Here is a 20313-nt window from a genome sequence, read left to right on the forward strand (position 1 = left end):
CGGCACGTCAGGCACTGAGCACAGCACGAGGAGAGGCGACGAGACGTCGATGAGCAGGTCACAGGCGCCTGTGGCGCCCGCCAGGAACCGCACCCGGAAGAACCGGACGAAGCAACGGCCGTCCGCCGACCCCTCCGCGCCTCGGCCACAAAGCTCGGACGGGCCGCCGCCGGACACCTCCCCGCGTCGTGGCGGCCCGGCAGAACGCCTCGTCCGCTGGGTCAGGCAAGGAGGTGTCACCACCGTCCTGTTCGGCCTCCCGATGGTGCTGTGCTTCGCCTACTTCTCCTGGTGGCCGATCGTCCAGAGCGTCCGGCTCAGCTTCGAGCAGACCAATCTGGTCGGCCCCGCGGAATGGGTGGGCCTGGACAACTTCCGGCATGTGCTGGAGGACCCCCTGCTGTGGACGGCGGTCGAGAACACCGCGCTGTTCGCGTTGCTCGCGCTGGTGATCGGCTTCCCCGTGCCGCTCTTTCTCGCGGTGCTCATCGCCGAACTGCGGCGTGGCGGCACGCTGTTCCGGATCCTCGCCTACCTGCCGGTGGCGATCCCCCCGGTCGTCTCCGTCCTGCTCTGGAAGGTGTTCTACGACCCGGACGCCGGTCTGTTCAACCAGCTGCTGGCCCATGTGGGCCTCGGCCCGTACCCGTGGCTCCAGTCCACCGACACCGCAATGCTCTCGATCGTCCTGGAAGCCACCTGGGCGGGCTTCGGCTCCACGGTGATCATCTATCTGGCGGCGCTCGGCTCCGTACCGGCCGAACTGTACGAGGCCGCCGAGATCGACGCCGCGGGCATCTGGCGCCGGGTCTGGCACATCACCCTGCCGTCGCTGCGCGGGGTCGTCCTGATCATGCTGCTGCTCCAGATCATCGGCACCCTGCAGGTCTTCACCGAACCCTTCGTGATGACGGACGGCGGCCCGGAGGACTCCACTCTCACCGTCCTGATGCTGATCTACAACTACGCCTTCCAGAACGGCGACTTCGGAGCCGCGACCGCGCTCAGTGTGATGCTGGCTCTCGTGCTCGGCGCGCTCTCGGCGATCTATCTGCGGGCGACGAGGAGCTGGAGCAACTGATGGCCGTACAGACCCCCCTTCGCACCCGCCGCAGGAACCGTCCCGAGGAGAGCGGACGCGGACTCCTGTCCAACGCCGACCGGCGGCGGACCTCCGTACGCGTCTCGCTCCGCTCCGTGCAGGCCCTCTCGCTCCTGCTGCTGCTCGCCTTCGGAGCCGCGCCTCTCTACTGGACGTTCAAGGGCGCCGTCTCACCGACCCAGGAACTGCTGCGCGATCCGCTGGCGCTCTGGCCCGGCCACGCGCAATGGGACAATCTCTCCCGCGCCTGGAACGAACTGCAGGTCGGCCACTACCTGTGGAACACCGTGGTCCTGGTCACCGGCTCCGTCGTCGCGCACCTCCTGGTCGCCACCACCGGCGGATACGTGCTGTCCGTGCTGCGCCCCAAGTGGGCGGCGCCCGTACGGTGGATGGTGCTCGCCACCCTCTTCATCCCCGGCTCCATCTCCCTGGTGGCCCTCTACCTCACCGTGATCGATCTGCCGGGCCTCGGCATCTCCCTCGCCAACAGCCCGTGGGGCGTCTGGCTGCCGCACACCGCCGGCGCCTTCACCGTACTGATCGTGATGAAGTTCTTCGACGGCATCCCACGTGAACTCTTCGAGGCAGCCAAGGTCGACGGTGCGGGCCCGTTCATCATCTTTCGCCGGATCGTGCTGCCCATGTCGCGTCCGATCCTCGCGGTGGTGACCCTGCTGACGGTCGTGAACTCCTGGAAGGACTTTCTCTGGCCCCTGATCGTCATCCCGGACACCGAGAAGCAGCCCATCTCCGCCGCACTGCCACGCCTCGCGGAAATGGCGGAACAGTCGCTGCTCATCGCCGGGATGCTGCTCGCCATCCTGCCCCCGCTCGTGCTGTTCCTGATCTTCCAGCGGCAGATCGTACGCGGCGGGGGAGGCTTCACCGGCCTCAAGGGATGAGTTCGACCCGGGCATACGCGCGGACCCGGTCCGCGCCGGCCGACGGCGGCAGCGGTGCGCGCCGACGGCACACGGGCCGGTGTGCTCCGCCGGGGTACAGCCGACGGAGCACACCACCACCCGGGACCACCCAAGGACGCACCGCGCCGATCCGATCGAGAGGACGCCTCGATGGAACAGAACGGCATGATCCGGCCAGGGCCCCTGGCACCGGCCAGAATAAGGGGCCGCTCCACGCGGCCCGTCGCATGGGGCGGCGCCGCCGCCCTGCTCGGCTGCCTGCTGGTGGCGGCGCCCCTGTCCGGCACGGCCCCGGCCGCCCACGCGGCCGCGGGCACCCTCACCGTCACCTCGCCCGACCTGATCTTCGTCAAGGGCCAGGCGAAGATCACCCTCACCTCCGACCAGGCCTCGGTGGCCTGGCAGGCCGTGGACGACCAGGGCCTGACGGTCGCGTCGGGCACCGCACCGGTCTCGGGCGGCACGGCCACCGTCGACGTCACCCAGCTCGGCAGCGGCTACTACACACTCACCGTGACGGCGGGCGCCACCACCCGTACCGCCAATTTCGGCGTGCTGAGCGCGCTGGCCGGCCACGAACAGAAGGACCCGCGTTTCGGCACCGGCATCCACTACGGGTGGAACGACGGCGACGACCAGAAGCTGCTGCGCTCCGTCAAGCTGATGGGGATGCACGGGATACGTTCCGACATCAACTGGAGCGCCATCGAGAAGACCGCCGGCGAGTACACCTGGAGCAACTACTCCACCGACCAGCACATCCCGTACGCCAAGACGCAGGGGCTGACCGCCCTGCCGATCTCCGGCTACCGGAACCCCCTCTACGACAGCAATCGGACACCGGCATCCGACGCGGCGCTGGAGGCGTACGGGAAGTACACCGCCGCCGTCGTGGAGAAGTACCAGCAGTCCACGAAGGAGGTCGAGATCTACAACGAGTACAACTCGACCGGCTTCAACAACGGCACCTGCGGCATCACCGCCGACTGCTACCTCAAGCTGCTCAAGGCGAGCTTCGGCAAGGTGCACGCCAAGGTGCCGGACGCCACCGTCGTGGGCGGCGGCCTGGCCGGTCTCCAGACCGACTGGCTCAAGCGGCTGTACGCGATCGGCGGCCTGGACCACATGGACGCGCTCAGCGTCCACGAGTACGGCTATCCGAGGCCGCCCGAGGAAGCCCTGGCGAAGCTGCCGCAGGTACGCGCCGATCTGGACGCGGCGGGCGGCAAGGACTTCCCGCTGTGGATCACGGAGAACGGATACCCCACCCACAGCGACGGGGTCACCCCGGCCGTGCAGGCGGAGTACCTGCCGCGTGCCCAGATCTTCTCGTTCGCCTCGGGTGTCAACCGCTACTACTGGTACGACCTCACCAACGACGGCACCGACGCCACCGACAAGGAACACAACTTCGGTGGATTCAAGCGCCCCACCGCCGACGTCCTGGCATGGCAGCCCAAGCCGTCCGTCGTCACCGAGGGCGTCCTGATCCGCCAGATCGCGGGCCGCGCCTACGCCGGCCGTGACGACGCCGGTTCCGATGCCGTGCGCTCGTACCGCTTCGGCACCGGCACCGACACCGTCCGTACGCTCTACACCACGGCCGCGACCCCGGGGACCGTGGAGCTCTCGGCCACCGGACCGGTCACCGTCACCGACCAGTCGGGCCGTGCGAAGACCTACACCCCGGCCGGTGGCAAGGTGCAGCTCGGTGTCGACGGACAGGTGCTGTACGTCAAGGGCGCGGTGAGCGCCGTCAAGGCCGTGACCGCGCCCGTCTTCTCCCTCGCACTGCCGGAGCGCTCGAACACGGAGGAGACCGTCGGCGCGGTGCTCCAGGTGGACCGCACCAAAGGGCACACACCGATGCCGCCGCGCGTCGACTTCCGGATCGCCGGGACCGAGTACCGGTTGATCGCGCGGCCCGGCAAGGTCACCCGCAAGACCGTGGAACTGCCCACCTCGTCCCTGACCGGGGCTCGTTCGGTCAGTGGCACGGTCGGAGCGGGACCGCTCACCCTCGCCCGTCTTACGTCCGACACCGAGGTGGTGCCACCCACCGAGGTCACCTTCGACCCGGTGGTGAAGAACGCCGCACCGTTCACCGCAGCGCTGAGGATCACTGTCACCAACAACCGCGCCCGCTCGGCGCTCGACCTCACCAAGCTGGACTGGCAGGTGAACGAGGGCACCGCCTACCTGGACCGGGGCAGCATCGACGGACCGATCGAGGTCGGCACCGAGTCCAGCACCTCGTACACCGTGGACGCGCGCAACATCAAGCCGTGGAACCGCTACTGGACGGCCGCGTACGTCAACACCCCCGACGGCACCAGGACCCCTGCGGGCAGCTGGAACGGCTGGGGAGCGGTCCAGCCCGCCGGGACCGACACCACCACACCCATCGACGTGGCGGCTCAGGGCTCCCTGCACTACACGGGCGGCTACCAGGGCGCGGCCGACCTCTCCGGCACCATCCGGCCGCAGTACACCGACGCCGGACTCGTACTGAAGGGCGAGATCACCGACAACGTCCTGGCCCAACCCGCCACCACCGCCGAGAACATGTGGCAGGGCGACAGCATCCAGTTCGCCGTCACGCCTCAACTGCCCGGCCGCAGCCGGCAGTACGTCGAGGTCGGCGCCTCGCTGGTGGGCGGCAAGCCGCAGGTCTACACCTGGCGGCCGCCGTCCGGTCAGTCCGCCGGCCCGACCCCGGGTGCCACCGCAAGGATCAGCCGTGACGGCACCACCACCCACTACTCGGTGACCGTACCGTGGGCCTCGCTCGGCCTCGCCGGCAAGCCGACCGCGTCCATCGGACTCGGCGTCGTCGTCAACGACTTCGACGACGACGGCCGGGGGCGCGGCTGGTCCGAGTGGGGTTCGGCCATCGCCAATAACTCCAAGAGCGCCACCGGCCTGCGGGCCGTCCAACTGACCGACTGATCTCCGATGAACGGGCGGGGCCGGGTGCACCTGACAGCACCCCCCCGCCGCTCCATGCGAGACCATGGCCCGGCACATCACGAGGAGAACAACATCATGGCCCTGTTCGACCTGCCGCTCCACGAACTGCGCGACTACCGGCCGCGGATCGACGAACCGCACGACTTCGACGCCTTCTGGTCGAAGACCCTGGCCGAGACCCGGGCCCACGACCCCGCCGTCTCCTTCGAACCCGTCGAGACGGGACTGACCGGCCTGCGCACCTGGGACACCACGTTCGCCGGCTTCGGCGGCCATCCGGTCAAGGGCTGGTTCAGCGCCCCCGCGCACGCCGATGGCCCGCTTCCGCTCGTCGTCCAGTTCCACGGCTACAACGGAGGCCGCAGCCTCCCGCACTGCTGGGGCCTGTGGCCACTGGCGGGCTTCGCCCACTTCATCATGGACGTGCGCGGTCAGGGCAGCGGCGGCAACGTCGGTGACACACCCGACCCGGTCGGCTCCGGCCCCTCCCACGCCGGTTTCATGACCCGGGGCATCGAGGACCCGGAGAACTACTACTACCGCCGGGTCTTCGCCGATGCCGTGCGCGCCGTGGCAGCGGCCCGCTCCCATCCGCTCGCCGATCCCACCCGCACGGTCGCTCTCGGCGGCAGCCAGGGCGGTGGCATCACCCTCGCGGTCGGTGCACTCGTCCCCGACGTGGCGGCCATCGCCACCGACGTACCGTTCCTCTGCCACTTCGGGCGGGCCGTCACCCTCACCGACGCCGACCCGTACGCGGAGATAGCCCGCTACCTCAAGATGCACCGAGGCAAGGAGGGGACCGTCTTTCGCACCCTGTCGTACTTCGACGGGGTGTCGTTCGCCGCGAGGGGCCGAGCCCCCGCGCTGTTCTCCGTCGCCCTGCAGGACCAGACCTGTCCGCCGTCCACGGTCTTCGCCGCCCACAACGCGTACGGCGGTGAGAAGAGGATCGAGGTCTACCCGTTCAACGGACACGAAGGCGGCGCCATGTTCCAGGAGGCCGCTCAACTCCGTTGGGTGCCGAAGACCCTGGGAAAGGCCGGCTGAGCCCCTGTCGCGGTCCGGCGGGTGCTGTGGATCACGGACAGACGGTGAACAGCACGTATATCGTCCCTCGGGGCACGTCATGGCCCTGCGACACGGCAAGGACGAGGGCGGACAGTGCGGCAGAGAGCCTACGGGCAGGTGATGCGGGCCGTCGCCTGCGCGCTGATGGTGTGGCAGGTCTGGATGATGTGGTACATCGCCAGTCACGAGGCCGTCTCCGTGCAATGGACCTGCGACATGACCGGCGGCTGCGCCAGCGACCAGTTCGCGTCGGCGGCCCCGATCGTCGGAATGGGTTCGGCCGTCGTCCTGGGTCTGCTCTCCGCCCGTTTCCTGCACCGTGCCACACCCGGGGCGATGGTTGTGCTCTGTGCCGTCGCCGCGATCGCCGGCTGGCACGACGCGCTGGCGGAGGGCCTGGTCGAGCACGGCACCACCACCTCCTTCCACATCTTCTTCCCGTTCGGTGAGTTCTCCGTCTCCGCATGGCTCACCTTCCTGTGGTCCGTCGCGGGAGTGGGCTGCCTCGCCGCATGGTGGGGCGCGGCCGTAAGCCTGCGGCGAACCGCGGGACTGCGCAGGCTCTCCCGTCGCTGCACCACGGCCGACGCGGTGCTGGAGGGCTGGCGGGCGGTGGGCCGCAAGTACGGCGAGGTCACCGTGGTCTTCGACGACACGACCGGGGTGCGCCACGAAGTCCCGGCCGTCGTGGAACGCGTCGCCCTCAGGCGGGATGTCCTCGCCCTGTACGACGCCGACCGACCCGACGACCCGGCCCACACCAGGGTCGTCATTCCCCGACGCAAGGTGCTGCGCCTCACATGACCACGCCGACATCCCTCGTTTCTTCCCTGCGCAGGTTCTTCACCCTGCTCAGCCTGGTGTCCGCGCTCGTCACCGGGCTCGCCCTCGCCGCGGTGGTCCAGGGAGCCGTGGACGGCCCCCGCTGGCTGCTGATGACCGGCCTTCCCGTGACGGCCCTGGCCCTGACGGCGTTCGGCAAGGTGGCCGAGGACTCGAAGTCGGGCGTCGCCGTCCCCGGGCTGCGCTCCGGCGGCCCGCGCGCCTTCGCGCCCGCCGTGGTCAACGGGGTGAAGGCCGTGAACAAGGAGAACGGCCGGCCGGCCGCCGACGGGCAGGCGGTGGACTCCGTGTTCGCCTTCGACCTGACGGTGGTGCCGGACGATCTGCCTCCGTACCGGGTCGAGGTCCGTCACCCCCTCGACCTGCAGGGGCTGCTGCACAAGTCCAGGGCGGTCGTCGAGTACGACCCCGAGCAGCCCTGGCGGGTCGTCATCCCCAACAACCCGCCGCGCGAGTGGCTGGCCCGCGCGCACGGCCTCACCCCGCCGGTGCTCGCGGTGAAGCGTCGCGCGGGCGGTCCCCCGGCCGGGTTCAGGACGCTGGTGGTGGGCGTGGCGATCGCGGCCGTGCTGCTGGTGCTGATGCGGCAGGTCGGCTGACCGCCGCCCGGGTCAGCCGCCGCGCGGATACTCCTTGAGCACCTTGCCGTCGATGTCGGCCCTCAGATAGGCGCCGCCGTACTCGTCGGAGACATAGACGCTGAGGGTCGGCTGGTAGTCGTCGAACGGGGAGGCCGGATCGATGTCCACGTAGTGGCTGGTGGGCTTGGTGACGCCGAGAACCTTGTCCGCCCGGCGCATCAACGCCGGAAGGGCGTCCCAGTCGAACTTTTCGAGGTCCACCGCCTTGCCGCCCGGCGGGAGCGTGCCGCCCGCGCGTTCCCGGGCGGCCTTCCCGTCGCGGTACGTGTAGACGTCGTACAGGCTCTTGTCGCCCGCGACCGGGGCCTCGGCGCTGGCGTGCACATCGAACAGCGAGAACGAGGTGATCCGGCTGCCCCCCATCACCGGCTTGAGCGCGGCGATGACCGACCGGGCCCCGGCGGGCGTCAGCAGGTTCTTCGGCTTCGTCTCCGGCTGCTTCGGCGCCGTCTCCTTCGTCCCGTCGTCCCCGGCAGCCGAGGGGCCGCGGGAGACCCGGTCCGGGGCGGACGGGGTGCTGCCGGAAGCACGCGTGTCCGGGCCGGGCAGCAGGGTCCACACCAGGACGCCGGTCAGGGCGGTCCCGGCGAGAGCGATGGTGACCGTGGTGGCACGGCCCCGCCGGACCCGGCGGCGGATCTCGCGCGTGCCCAGCGTCGCGGGCTCGGGACGCATGGGCGTGCCGAGCGGCCGGCCCCCCGCATGGGACGGCGTCGCCGGGCGCCGGACCGGGGCGGTGGGCAGGACCGTGGTCGGGCCGGCCGGTACCGCGTCCCGCAGCGTGGGCGGCTCCTGGCGCGGCGGTACGGCATCCTGCGCGACTTCGGGGCCCTGCCGGGGCGCTGCCGCGACCGGCGCACTCACCGCCGCCAGCATCCGCTCCAGCTCCTCGGGGCCGGGTCTCGCCGCCGTGTTCCGGGTCAGCAGCGCGGTCAGCACGGGAGCCAGTGGGCCGGCCTGCCGGGGCGGCGGGATCTTCGCGTCGAGCACGGCCGCCAACGTCGCCAGCGTGGTCGCCCGGCGCAGCGGATGCACGCCCTCCACGGCCACGTACAGCATCATGCCGAGCGACCACAGGTCCGACGACGGGTCGCCCTCCTCACCGCGAATGCGTTCCGGCGCCATGTAGTCGGGGGAACCGATGATGGAGCCGGTCGCCGTCAGGCTGGTCGACTCACGGATCGCGGCGATACCGAAGTCAGTGAGGACCGGGCTGCCGTCGGTCCGCAGCAGTACGTTGGCGGGCTTGACGTCACGGTGGAGGATGCCGGCGGCATGGGCGGCACGCAGCGCGGACAGCACCCCGCGTCCGAGTTCGGCGGCCTCGACAGGGTCGAGCGTCCCCTCGGCCAGACGCTCCGCGAGCGAGGCACCGGGCACCAGCTCCATCACGATCCACGGGTACGCGTGCTCGCCGCCGTCCACGATGTGGTGGACCGTGACGACACCCGGGTGGTCGAGCCGGGCCAGCGCGCGGGCCTCCCGCAGCACCCGCTCCCGCAGCAGCCGAGCCGACTCCGGATCGTTCTCGGCGAGAGCAGGGTCCGGGGGCCGCACTTCTTTGAGCGCCACATCGCGGTGCAGAGCCAGGTCATGGGCCCGCCACACCATGCCCATGCCCCCGCTGCCGAGCCTGTTCACCAGCTCGAAACGGTCGTCGATCACTCGGCGCACAGGCCCCCCAGCGTTCATGGAAAAGAGGGTACGGGGCGGGACCGCAGCGGTGCGCACCCACCCCGAACCCCTCACACGTCGTCGTTCGGCGTGAGCCGCAGCGTCACGATCTGGAACGGCCGCAGCCGCAGCCGTACCGCATCGCCCGCCACCTCCGCGGACTCCTCGGCGAGCGGACGCTCCAGCAGATCCGTGACGCTCGCCCCGGCCAGTGGGAAGCCCGTGGTCAGACGCGCCGAAGCCCGTCCGCCGAGGGCCTCGTGGAGCCGGACCACCACATCCCCGCTGCCGTCGTCCGCGAGCTTCACCGCCGTCACGACCACCGCGTCGTCGTCGACCGCGACCAGCGGGGCCACCGAGGCACTCCCCGGCACACGGCGCTCCGGAAGGCTGAACTGCCAGCCCTCACGTACCGCGTCACCGATCGTCGCCCCCGGCAGCAGCGCGTACCGCAGCCGGTGCACCCCCTGATCCGTCGCCGGGTCGGGATAACGCGGTGCCCGCAGCAGCGACAGCCGCACCGTCGTCGTGGTGGAGCCGTCCTCGCGGACCGTACGGGTCACATCGTGCCCGTACGTCGAGTCGTTGATCAGCGCCGCGCCCCAGCCGGGCTCACCGACGTGCAGGAAGCGATGGGCGCAGATCTCGAACTTCGCCGCCTCCCAACTGGTGTTGGTGTGCGTCGGGCGTCGGACGTGCCCGAACTGGGTCTCCGCCGTGGAGTGATCGGCGCGCACATCGATCGGGAAAGCCGCCTTCAGGAACTTCTCCCGCTCGTGCCAGTCGACCTCGGTGTCGATGTCCAGACGCCGGGCCCCGGGCCGCAGTGTCAGCAACTGGGTGACGCGGGACGAGCCGAAGGTACGCACCACCTCCACCCCGTCGCCGCTGCGGCGCACCACGTCCGCCTCGGTCAGATCGGTCACCGTGTTGCGGTAGAAGGCATCGACGTCCCAGGCGTCCCAGCGGTTGGGCAGATCCGGATGGAGCTGGAGCAGATTCGCCGCACAACCCGGGGCGACCGTCTCGCGTCCGGCCACCAGATCGACGACCGAGACGACCAGACCCCGCGCGTCCACCGTCACCCGGAGCAGTCCGTTGTCCAGCCGGAAACCACCCTCGTACGACTCGGCCTCCACCGCCCGCTCCCGCTGCCCGGACACGGGTGCCGCCCCTCCCGCGACGACCCCGGCGCGGCCGTGCGGAGCGGAGTTGAAGACAACCGTGCCAGCGCCGTCGGGAGCGCCCGCCAGAGCCTGCTGCGCCCCCTCGATCACCGCTTCGAGCTCCTCGGCGATCCGGGCGTACGTCGCCTCCGCCTCGCGGTGCACCCAGGCGATGGACGAACCCGGCAGGATGTCGTGGAACTGATGCAACAGCACGCTCTTCCAGACCCGCTCCAGCTCCTCGTACGGATAAGGGAATCCCGTCCGCACCGCTGCCGTGGCCGCCCAGAGCTCCGCCTCCCGCAGCAGATGCTCGCTGCGCCGGTTGCCCTGCTTGGTCCGCGCCTGCGAGGTGTACGTACCCCGGTGCAGCTCCAGATACAGCTCGCCCAGCCACACCGGCGGCCGGTCGTACTCGGCCTCGGCGGCGGCGAAGAAGTCCGCGGGCCTCTCGATCGTCACCCGGGGCGAGCCCTCCAGATCCGCGAGCCGCCCGGCGCGCGCCAGCATCTCGCGCGTGGGGCCACCGCCCCCGTCCCCCCAGCCGAACGGCACCAGCGAGCGTGTCGCGTGCCCCTTGTCGCGGAAGTTCCGCTCGGCGTGCGCGAGTTCCGCGCCGGACAGCTCCGCCACATAGGTGTCCACCGGCGGGAAGTGCGTGAACACCCGGGTGCCGTCCAGCCCCTCCCACAGGAAGGAGTGGTGCGGGAACGGATTGGTCGTGTTCCACGAGATCTTCTGGGTGAGGAACCAGCGCGAACCGGAGAGTGCCACCAACTGCGGCAGCGCCGCCGAGTAGCCGAACGAGTCCGGCAGCCACACCTCCTCGGTCTCGGTCCCGAACTCCTCCAGGAAGAACCGCTTGCCGTACACGAACTGCCGGGCCAGTGCCTCCGATCCCGGCATGTTGGTGTCCGACTCCACCCACATCCCGCCCACCGGCACGAACTGCCCGGCGGCGGCCTTCTCCTTGACCCGTGCATACAGCGCCGGCTGGTGCTCCCGCAGCCACTCCAGCTGCTGCGCCTGCGACATCGCGAAGACGAACTCCGGATGGTCGTCCATCAGCGCCACCACGTTGGAGGTGGTGCGGGCGACCTTGCGGACCGTCTCCCGCAGCGGCCACAACCACGCGGAGTCGATGTGCGCGTGCCCCACCGCCGACAGACGGTGGGCGGAGGCGTGTGCGGGGGAGGAGAGCACGGGCAGCAGCCGCTCCCGGGCGGCGCTCGCGCTCGCGCCCACGGCGTCCGGGTCCAGCGCGTCCAGACAGCGTTCCACCGCGCGCAGGATCTCCCAGCGGCGGGCCGAACCGAGCGGCAGCTCTCGCATCAGCTGGTCGAGCACCTCCAGATCCTGGACCAGTTCCCAGACCCGCCGGTCGAATACCGCGACGTCCATCCGCTCGACGCGGTACAACGGCTCGCCGCCCGCGGTCTCCCGGTCGCCGAGCGCGCCGACGCCGTCCAGGATCTCCGGATTGGCCGCCGCCTCCAGGTAGTACGTGAACTCCTCGCCACCCGCGACCGGTTCACCGATCCTCAGCCACGTGTTGCGCGGATTGAGCGCCTTGACCACGCTGCCGTCCGGCCGGTGGGCCAGCGCCTCCGCGGAGAACCCCGGCCGGTCGCGGGCGAACCCGAGGTCGATCACCGCTTCGACGGTCTCACCGGCCCACTCGGCCGGGACGTGGCCGGTCACCCGGAACCAGCTGGTGCCCCAGGCCGGTCCCCAGTCGTCGCCGAGCGCGGCGGGCTCGTAGGCGGCGGCCACCGCCTCGGCGAACGGCACCGGTTCACCTGGGGCGTGCCAGACCTCGAACTCCAGGGGCGCCGAACGGGGATGGACGGCGGGGCGGATGCGCTCGCGCAGGGCGCGGTCGAGCCGTTCCTCGGTCAGCGTGCGGTCGTCATGCATGAGTGCGGTCCCCTCTGAATGAATGTGTGCGACGGGGTGGCGGTTCACGGGAGTTCGTCGAAGCCCACGCAGGGCAGTGACATCCCGTCGGCCAGGGCCAGGAGTTTCTCCAGCCTGGACGGGGTCACATGGTTGGCCTCGTGCGCCTCGGCGACGCAGTGGGCGTAGAGCGTGGTGACGCCGCCGTCGGCGGCGGTCCTGCACAGCGCCGCCTCCACGCCGGCGAGATCGTCCCCGTACGCGACGGTCCCGCGCCCGGAGTCCACCGAGCACCCCAGCAGGACCCGCCGGGCGGGGACGTCGGCGGCCGGGACACGCAGCTCGTCCGCGAGGCACGGATCGGCGCGGCGGTCGGCGGACACACCGCCGCGCAGCCGCTCGAAGAGCGTGAGGAGCAGCCGGTCGGTGCGCTCGTCGCGAGCACTGCACGGGTAGGCGAAGCACCAGGCGGGAAAGCCGAGTCGGCGCAACGCATCCAGCGCGGGCACCACCTCCCGGTCGAGATAGGCGCCCGCGCCGTGCGCGGCGATGAACTCGGGCGCCCGCTCGTGCCGCAAACCGTGGCAGCCGACGGTGTGGCCGTCGTCCGCGAGGCGGCGCAACAACCGCAGATCATCCCGGTCGAGCCGGTCGGGCTCACAGACGAAGAAGGTGACACGGGCGCCGTAGCGCGTGAACAGCGGTGCGGCGGCGGCCCATTCGCGTATGTGCCGGTCGTCGAAGGTGAGCAGCAGCGCGCGGTCGACGTGGTGGTCCTGGTCGTGGTCCCCGTGCTCGGTCACCGTCCCGGCTCCTCGGGTGCCCAGCCGGGCACGGAGCCGTGCAGAGCCTGGTAGAAGGGGTCGCCCGGCACGATCTCACCGGTCAGGACGGGGCGGCCGGTGAGCGCCGCCTTGTACATCGCGGTGATCAGTTCCAGGGAGCGGCGGCCGTCCCCGGCACTCGCCCTGGGCCGCCGGCCCGCCCGCATGTCGGCCAGGAGCGAACGGAGTTGGGCAGCGTGCGAGCTGGGGACGTCCTCGGCGGGGGAAATCCAGCCGGCCACCCGGCCCGGCTCGACGCCCGGCGCGGGGGTGTACGTCCAGTCGCCGTTCTCGTACCCGTACAGATGGTTCAGCTCGATCGTGGCGTCCCGCAGGTCGATGCGCAGATGGCTCGACTGACGAGGTGAAAGGGCGCTGTTGACCACGGTGGCGAGGGCGCCCGAGGCGAAGCGCACGGTGGCGGTGGTGACGTCGTCGGTCTCGACGTCGCGGGCCAGCCTGCCTGCCATGGCCCGGATCTCCGCCCAGTCCCCGAGCAGTTCCAGCAGCAGATCGATCTGATGGATGCCGAGCCCCATAGCGGGGCCCGCGCCCTCCGTCGCCCACTTTCCGCGCCAGGGCACCGCGTAGTACGCGTCGTCGCGGTACCAGGTGGTCTGGCAGTGGGCGACCAGCGGCGTCCCCAGCTCGCCGGAGGCGATGAGGGCCCTGGCGTGCTCGGCGCCCGACCCGAACCGGTGCTGGAAGACGATCGGGGCGTACGGGCCGTCCTCGCCCTCGGCGGTGGTCATGGCGTCGTACTCGGCGAGGCTGAGCGCGGGCGGCTTCTCGCACCACACCCAGGCACCGGCCCGCAAAGCGGCGACGACCTGCTCCCGGTGGGCAACGGGCGGCGACGCGACGACGACGAGATCGGGACGGACCTCGCTCAGCGAGGTGGTGAGATCGGTGGAGTGGTGGGGGAGCGCGAAGTCGGCGGCGAAGGAGCGGGCCGTGGCGGGATCGGCGTCGACGGCGCCGACCACGCGGAAGTCCGAGGGGAGTTCGAGGAACGCGGGCATGTGGACCGCGCGGGCGATGTTGCCTGTGCCGACGAGCAGTACACGGTAAGGAGACACAGTCACAGGGGGCCGTCCAGGCTGAGGGCGTGAGCCACCGGATTGGTAAGCGTTTTCCAGGAGTCCGTACGCTGCCCTTCCCGAAAGGAGGGCAGCTGGTTTCAGAGAGTGGCGTAGAGCGCCCCGGCGCTGGTCACAGGTCCGGTGCGGAGCCCGTCCGGCCAGTCGAGGGCGAGGCCGAGCGAGTCGCTCAGCCGGTTCTGGAAGGAAGCGAGTCGGCGTTCGGCCCCGCGGACCGCGCGCGGCGGCAGCCGGTGCTCCAGGCAGTAGGACACCAGTGCCCCGACGGCCTCGCCGATGCTCCACTGACCCGCGTGCCCGCCGAGCGCGGGTGCGCTGAGATGCGTGGCGCCGATGTTCCGTCCGGCCGGCAGGAGGTTCTCCACCCGCTCGGGCAGCAGCGAGCCGAGCGGCAGCTGGAAGGGCAGACACTCCAGATCGAGGCCCGCGCCGCCACCGGTCCCCGGATACAGCGTGATCCGGGAACGAAGGGTGCCCACACTGTCCGTGAAGGTCTCGGCGCCCGGCGCCCCGGCCCGTGCCGCGGCGGTCAGATGATGTTCCAGGAGGGTGAACTCGGCCCGGATCCGGCGGGATTCGCGTACATGCGGCGTCTTGGCGAACCCGTCGGGAGTGCCGGTGGCGTCGGGTCTCAGGCGCAGCTCGGGGTAGCCGTGGCCGCCGTCGTGCCGGGGGGCCCGCGTCTGCATCCAGTACAGGAACGACAACGCCTGCTCGCGTGCCTCCCGCTCGGCCAGGGCCCGCACCTCGTTCCCCGGCCCGGCGAGAGGCAGCCGCGTGTAGGCCGTCTGCTCCCAGTCGACCAGGGTGATGTCGCTGTCGAAGGTACCGGGCAGGTACCGGCTCCGGGCGAACGCCCGCGACTGGTGCCAGCGGTCATTGGGCGGCGCGGCCCAGGGCGGGACCTCGTCCGGATCGTGCAGGAACAGCGGTACGGAGCGGGTCGGGGAGCCGCCCGGTTCCGCGGTGTCCCAGGAGAAGGCGTCGGACCACCGGGCGTAGCCGGCCGGCCGGTCGACGGTGTGGTCCTCGCCGGGGCGGTGGTCCAGGGCATAGGCCCAGGAGACCGGCTGCTGGTCCAGCGGATCGGCGACGTCCGAGGCGTGCGGTTCGCCGGTCTCCTCGCGGGACTCGGCGCCGGTCACGTGTTCGACGCCCGCGAGGTCGAGCAGCTCGCCCAGATCCGTCGCGTCGACGACATACGGGGCGCTGACCGTCAGCAGCTCCCCGTCCGCGGCCTCCAGCGTGACCGCGGTCACCCGGTCCCCGTCCGTCTCGGCCGCGACCGGACGGTGGCGGAGCAGCAGGGTGAGCCGGCCCGAGGTGAGATGCGGGGTGAGCAGCTCCTGGACGACGGCGAGCGCGGCGCGCGGTTCATGGCTGAGATGACCGGTGGTACTGAGGCCGGGATCAAGCAACGGATCGGCGTACGGACCCGGGCACAGCGGATAGTTGCGCCGGTAGAAGTCGCGTATCCGCTCACGCAGATCGCGGTAGCCGGGAGAGCCGGGGTCCAGCTCGATGCGGTGGCCGTCGGCGAGCGGCACGGCCTGCGCGGTGAACAGCCCACCGGGCCAGTCGGTCGCCTCGGTGAGCACGACGCGGTGTCCGAACCGGGCGGCGGTCAGCGCGGTGGCGAGACCACCGAGACCCGCACCGACCACCAGGACATCGGTCCCGAGTTCGCGGGTACGGGGTGTGGGGGCGGCGAACACAGGAGTCTCCTCCCTCAGGGCCGACGGGCGGCGACGGTACGGAGCCGGACCGGAACGGACTCGCGCGTCCTGATCCGGACGGGGAGCACGATCTGCTCGGCGCTGCGGTACGGGTCCTCGCCCGCCGTGCACTCCGCGATCCGGCTGACCAGCTGCTCGACCGCCCGGATGCCGATCTCTCTGGCGGGCAGCCGAGCGGCGAAGCTGGTGAGCGGCAGCAGGTCGTAGGGGCCCGCGTCGTCCATGCCGGCCAGCACGATCTCGTCGGGCACGGCGATGCCGAGCGAGGCCAGATCGGAGGCGGCGGTGGCGACGGCGAAGCCGTGCGCGCACAACAGGGCGGTCGGGGGCTCGGGCGCGGCGAGCAGTTCGGACAGCAGCTGCCTGCGGTCGTCCTCCGGCAGCGCCGTGTACGAGCGCAGCGCGGTCAGCCGGGGGAGCAGGGGCTGGTCATGGGCGCGCAGCGCCTGCTTGTGCCCGGTCATCCGGTCGTGAACGCTGGTGCACTGCGTCTCGCCCCAGAGCGTCGCGATGCGTTCATGGCCGTCGGCCAGCAGATGTTCGGTGAGTCGGTAGCCGACGTCGTAGTTGTCGGCGGTCACCGCGTCGATGGCGAGGCCGGGAAAGTAGCGGTCGACCAGGACCATCGGGAGGCGACGGCGCCTGATCTCGCCGAGCACGTCGAGGTCGGGCGCCCCCTGGACGGGGTAGAGGATGATCCCGTCCACGCGGTCCTCGACGGCCTGGTGCAGTGCCCGGGTCTGGCGGGCCAGGGACGCGGCGTGATCGGCGTGCCCGGTGTCGGTCATGTGGACCGCGGAGTCGGAGAAGAAGAGCCGCAGCCCGCGCTCCGAACAGCCGGACTCCACCCCGCGCAGCACCTCGGACTGGTACGGGCCCTGGCCGCTGATGATGCAGGCGACCACACCGGACCGGTGGGCCGGCGCAGGCTCCCCCGTCCGCTCCGCCGGATCGGCGACAAAGGTCCCCAGGCCGCGACGGCGCACCAACAGACCTTCGGCCACAAGGTCGTTGAGGGCACGGACTGCGGTGGTGGAGCTGACTTTGAAGCGCTCGCGCAGCTGGTTCTGAGTGATGAACGGAGCGCCGGCCTCGTACTCGTCGCGTGCCACCTCGGCCCGCAGCTCGTCCTTGATGCGCTGGTACTTGGGCCCGGACGTACCCATCCAGCCACCACCTTCCCGGATTTACGCGTCAATCGGCGTTGATCTCAGTGTGGTGGTGGTTAACGCGTTATTTCAAGGGGGTTGCGTCGCAAACCTCGGCAATTAGTGCGTCAAGGAGGCGGGTTGCGGATTCAACGCGTCAATCAATATCACTCACACGGGAGTTGCCGACCGGGCGCGCGGGGCAACAGTCGGTCGAACGGTCGGGAGACGGGGCGGCGGTCGATGAGGCAGCGGTCGACGGGGCGGCGGGCGCCGGGCCGGCCTCCGGTCAGTCGGTCACGCGGGGCGGCGGGGCGGTGCTGGCCCGCACCACCAGGCGCGACGGCACGGCGAGTGTGCGCGGCGAAGCGGTCGCGTCACCGAGGGCCAGCAGCAGCGCCCGGCGGCCGATCTCTTCGAGCGGCAGCCGTACGGTGGTCAGCGCGGGCGTGACGTCGCAGGCCACCGGCAGATCATCGAAGCCGACGACGGAGACATCGGCGGGCACGCTCCGCCCGAGGTCGTCACGGAGCGCCGCGAGCGCCCCGAGAGCCATCGCGTCATTGAGCGCGAAGAGCGCCGTGATCCCCGGCGACTTGCGGAACAGCCGGACCGTCGCCGCCCGACCGCCGTCCCGGGTGAAGTCGGCCTCGACGCGGTGGTGCTCCTGCACCAACACGCCCAGTTCGGCCGCCCGTTCCAGGAAGCCGTGCAGCCGGTCCTGTACCGAGACCAGCGCCAGCGGTCCGCAGATGACGCCGATCTCCGTGTGGCCCAGCCGGGCGAGGTGCTCGGCGACCGCCCGGCCTCCCTCGCGGTTCCCCGGAACGATCGTGTCCACCGGGAGGTCCTCGTGCGCGACCGCGGTCACCCGGCCGCCCTGCGCCGCGAACGCCTCCAGCTCCTGGGCGAGCGCGGGGCTCCCGCCGGTGAAGCCCGAGCCGGCGAGGACGACGGCGCGGGCGCGCTGCGCCCGCAGCCGCGCCACGTACTCCGCCTGGAGTCCGGGCTCGTGGAAGGTGCCGGCCAGCATCACGAGGAGCTTGTGGTCGCGGGCGACCTCCATGACGCCGGCCGCGATCGCGGAGCAGTAGGCGTCGTTCACGTCGTGCACGATCAGGCCGACGATGGACGTCGTGGACTGCACGAGCGCGCGGGCCGGCGCGTTGGACACGTAGCGGAGCCGGGCGGCCGCCTCCAGGACGCGCTCCTGCAGCTCCTGGGTGACGTTCCTGTCGCTGTCGCTGAGGACGCGCGAAGCCGTGGCGAGAGAGACCCCGGCGTCCTGCGCGACCTGCTGGAGCGTCACGGCGGACGGGGGCCGGGAACGGGCGGAACGTCGATTGACCTGGCTCGGCATAGGGCTACGATAGCCGCACTGAAAGCGTTTTCCCATTGCGTGCGAGCCGATCGCTATCGCCGCCGGTACCGTCCCCAGGTCAGCCGGTGCTGCACTGAGGCGCCGTGGCCGGACAGCGCGGCGAGCTGCGGCCGACGGAGAGTTCGAAGGGAAGTTCCGCGTACGGGCCGAGGCGGTCCCTGTCGTCGTTCACCACGGGTGCGCCGCGAGATACTCGGCGATGTGCTCCCGGTCCCACACCCCGTCCGCGACGGTGACCCGGTAGCGGCGGGACAGGGTGTCGCCGGGGGCCAGCTCCAGTTCGTCGTAGAACGCGAAGGAGGGGGCGACGGCCGCGAAGGGCTCGTTGCGGACGAACCAGTGCGCCGGGTGGGTCCCGCCCTCTCCGGTGTGATCGTTCTCCGGGGCGTGCCGGAAGATCAGTGTGGCGTGGCCGTCGGCACCGTCGTGCTCACCGCCGTAGGCCAGCCACGGCGCCTGCGTCCCCATCAACTCCGGACCCGCGCCGTCCGGTCCGAGGATCCGCCCGCCCCGGAAGGCGCGCGGTCCGCGCCAGAAGAGACCGGTGTAGCCCGCCGCTTCCCGGCCGTGCGTCGTGGGGCTGCCGAAGCGCAGCGGCTCGGTGCGCAGATTGGTGACCGCGCTCGACCAGGTCAGCGTCCAACTGCCTCCGGTGCCTGCCGCGCCGGCGTCGGAATCGGCGTACTCCACGTCATGCAGCTCGATGCGCCGCTGCTCGTCCGCCCAGTGCGTGCCGTTGTGGTGGCGCCAGCTCAGCCGCTCCGCGATGACCGCGTGTCCGCCATCGGCCGCCACCTCGTCGAACCCGATGTGTGCCATCGATCCGACCCGTTCGGGCAGCGGCCGGTAGTCCAGGCCGTGCACATAGGTGTTGCCTCCCCACAGGTTCTGCCCGGACAGATGGGAGGCCGTCATCTGGAGGCCCTTGTGCCAGCGGTGATCATTGGGCCGATAGTCGGTGACAACGTTATCGGCCAGTGTGCGCATGGGGTGGACGTACGGTTTCGGAGCCTCCCAGGCCGCCTCCGGACGGTAGACATAGCTGATCAGATCGATGCCGCCCCGCTCCTCCGTGACCGTGATCCGGTCCCTGTGGGTGTGCGTGATGCGCAGTGGACTGCTCATGTCCCAAGTCTCCCGAGTGCGGCTGGAAAGCGCTTACCGCAAGCTAGGCCCTGCACCGAAGGAACGTCAACAGGCCTGGTCATGACGCAGGGTGAGCGACAGGGCTCTTCTCCGTCGGCCGAAGTGTCGACGGGGCCTTTCTCCGTCGGCGAAGCGTCTCAGGACGTGAGGTAGGAGTGGAAGATACCCTCCGGGTCGCACCGGTCCCTCAGTTCCTGCAACCGTCGCCAGTCGCGCGGCGTGTAGGACCGCTCCGCGCGGGTGGGACGGGCGGTGAGGTCGGCCTCGCCGATGTAGTGCCCTGTCCCGAGGGGCTCCACGGCGCTCATCGTCTCCTGCAGCCAACCGGCGTTGATGTCATCTTCCGCGGGATCGTCCCAGATGGCGTACGGGACGACGTAGCTCGATCCGAGCACCGAGAACGCCATGTCGCGCAGCAGTTCCTCATGGTGTGAAACGGGCGATACGGGTGCCAGGATGAGGGATTTGTCGGAGGGGGCCCTCTCCATCGCGTCGCTGAGCGTGGACAACAGCGCCCCGAGGCCGGAGTCGGACCACAGGGTGTCGGCCGCGTAGCGGTGGTGTGCGGGCCATACGTTGCCGGAGGCCTCGTAGAGAGCATTGAGGGACATCGGTTCGTCCGTCTCGCGAAAGACGGACCGATCGGCCAAGGGACGGCTCCGGAGCGGCCCGAGGGCCTGGACGGCCTG

General features: G+C 70.9%; 15 protein-coding genes. 6 read left to right on the forward strand and 9 right to left on the reverse strand.

Features of this window, described 5'->3' with window-relative positions:
* The first annotated feature begins 49 nt into the window (after positions 1–49).
* From ABZ826_RS24205 to ABZ826_RS24230, 6 genes are all read left to right on the forward strand, one after another.
* Positions 50–1081 (forward strand): sugar ABC transporter permease, encoded by a 1032-nt coding sequence (locus ABZ826_RS24205; protein WP_361451926.1) that lies wholly within the window; start codon positions 50–52, stop codon positions 1079–1081.
* The gene (locus ABZ826_RS24210; RefSeq protein WP_361451929.1) at positions 1081–2007 is read left to right on the forward strand and encodes a carbohydrate ABC transporter permease; all 927 of its coding nucleotides are present in this window, start codon (positions 1081–1083) and stop codon (positions 2005–2007) included. Before ABZ826_RS24205 ends, ABZ826_RS24210 begins: the two co-directional genes overlap by 1 nt.
* 171 nt (positions 2008–2178) lie before the next feature.
* Positions 2179–4977, forward strand: a complete 2799-nt coding sequence (locus ABZ826_RS24215; protein ID WP_361451932.1) for a hypothetical protein — start codon at positions 2179–2181, stop codon at positions 4975–4977.
* A gap of 96 nt (positions 4978–5073) precedes the next feature.
* The gene (locus tag ABZ826_RS24220) at positions 5074–6048 is read left to right on the forward strand and encodes an acetylxylan esterase (protein WP_361451935.1); all 975 of its coding nucleotides are present in this window, start codon (positions 5074–5076) and stop codon (positions 6046–6048) included.
* A gap of 114 nt (positions 6049–6162) precedes the next feature.
* Complete coding sequence (locus tag ABZ826_RS24225; protein WP_361451938.1) at positions 6163–6873, forward strand: hypothetical protein; 711 nt, start codon at positions 6163–6165, stop codon at positions 6871–6873.
* On the forward strand, positions 6870–7511 hold the full coding sequence (locus ABZ826_RS24230) for a hypothetical protein (protein WP_361451941.1): 642 nt from the start codon (positions 6870–6872) through the stop codon (positions 7509–7511). The genes ABZ826_RS24225 and ABZ826_RS24230 overlap by 4 nt, the downstream gene beginning before the upstream one ends.
* 12 nt (positions 7512–7523) lie before the next feature.
* Here ABZ826_RS24230 and ABZ826_RS24235 read toward each other — a convergent pair whose 3' ends face one another.
* The 9 genes from ABZ826_RS24235 to ABZ826_RS24275 all read right to left on the reverse strand — a co-directional run bounded on the left by ABZ826_RS24235 (position 7524) and on the right by ABZ826_RS24275 (position 20235).
* Positions 7524–9245 carry a protein kinase gene (locus tag ABZ826_RS24235; protein WP_361451944.1) on the reverse strand — a complete coding sequence of 574 codons (1722 nt, stop codon included), beginning with the start codon at positions 9243–9245 and terminating at the stop codon, positions 7524–7526.
* Positions 9246–9298: 53 nt separating this feature from the next.
* The gene (locus tag ABZ826_RS24240; protein WP_361451947.1) at positions 9299–12310 is read right to left on the reverse strand and encodes a glycoside hydrolase family 38 C-terminal domain-containing protein; all 3012 of its coding nucleotides are present in this window, start codon (positions 12308–12310) and stop codon (positions 9299–9301) included.
* Positions 12311–12354: 44 nt separating this feature from the next.
* Positions 12355–13092 (reverse strand): polysaccharide deacetylase family protein, encoded by a 738-nt coding sequence (locus ABZ826_RS24245; RefSeq protein WP_361451950.1) that lies wholly within the window; start codon positions 13090–13092, stop codon positions 12355–12357.
* Positions 13089–14192: a Gfo/Idh/MocA family oxidoreductase gene (locus ABZ826_RS24250; protein WP_361451953.1), complete on the reverse strand. Its 1104-nt coding sequence runs from the start codon at positions 14190–14192 to the stop codon at positions 13089–13091. The genes ABZ826_RS24245 and ABZ826_RS24250 overlap by 4 nt, the downstream gene beginning before the upstream one ends.
* A gap of 101 nt (positions 14193–14293) precedes the next feature.
* Positions 14294–15928, reverse strand: coding sequence for an FAD-dependent oxidoreductase (locus ABZ826_RS24255; protein ID WP_361451956.1), 1635 nt, complete (start codon positions 15926–15928; stop codon positions 14294–14296).
* Positions 15929–15942: 14 nt separating this feature from the next.
* The gene (locus ABZ826_RS24260) at positions 15943–17115 is read right to left on the reverse strand and encodes a GntR family transcriptional regulator (RefSeq protein WP_361451959.1); all 1173 of its coding nucleotides are present in this window, start codon (positions 17113–17115) and stop codon (positions 15943–15945) included.
* Positions 17116–17386: 271 nt separating this feature from the next.
* Positions 17387–18457, reverse strand: a complete 1071-nt coding sequence (locus tag ABZ826_RS24265) for a LacI family DNA-binding transcriptional regulator (protein WP_361451962.1) — start codon at positions 18455–18457, stop codon at positions 17387–17389.
* A 189-nt stretch (positions 18458–18646) separates the two neighbouring features.
* Positions 18647–19603 (reverse strand): PmoA family protein, encoded by a 957-nt coding sequence (locus ABZ826_RS24270; RefSeq protein ID WP_361451965.1) that lies wholly within the window; start codon positions 19601–19603, stop codon positions 18647–18649.
* A 158-nt stretch (positions 19604–19761) separates the two neighbouring features.
* Positions 19762–20235, reverse strand: coding sequence for a hypothetical protein (locus ABZ826_RS24275; RefSeq protein ID WP_361452033.1), 474 nt, complete (start codon positions 20233–20235; stop codon positions 19762–19764).
* Between the last annotated feature and the right edge of the window lie 78 nt (positions 20236–20313).

The organism is Streptomyces sp. NPDC047515, assembly GCF_040643055.1.
In the GTDB taxonomy this organism is placed as follows: Bacteria; Actinomycetota; Actinomycetes; order Streptomycetales; family Streptomycetaceae; genus Streptomyces.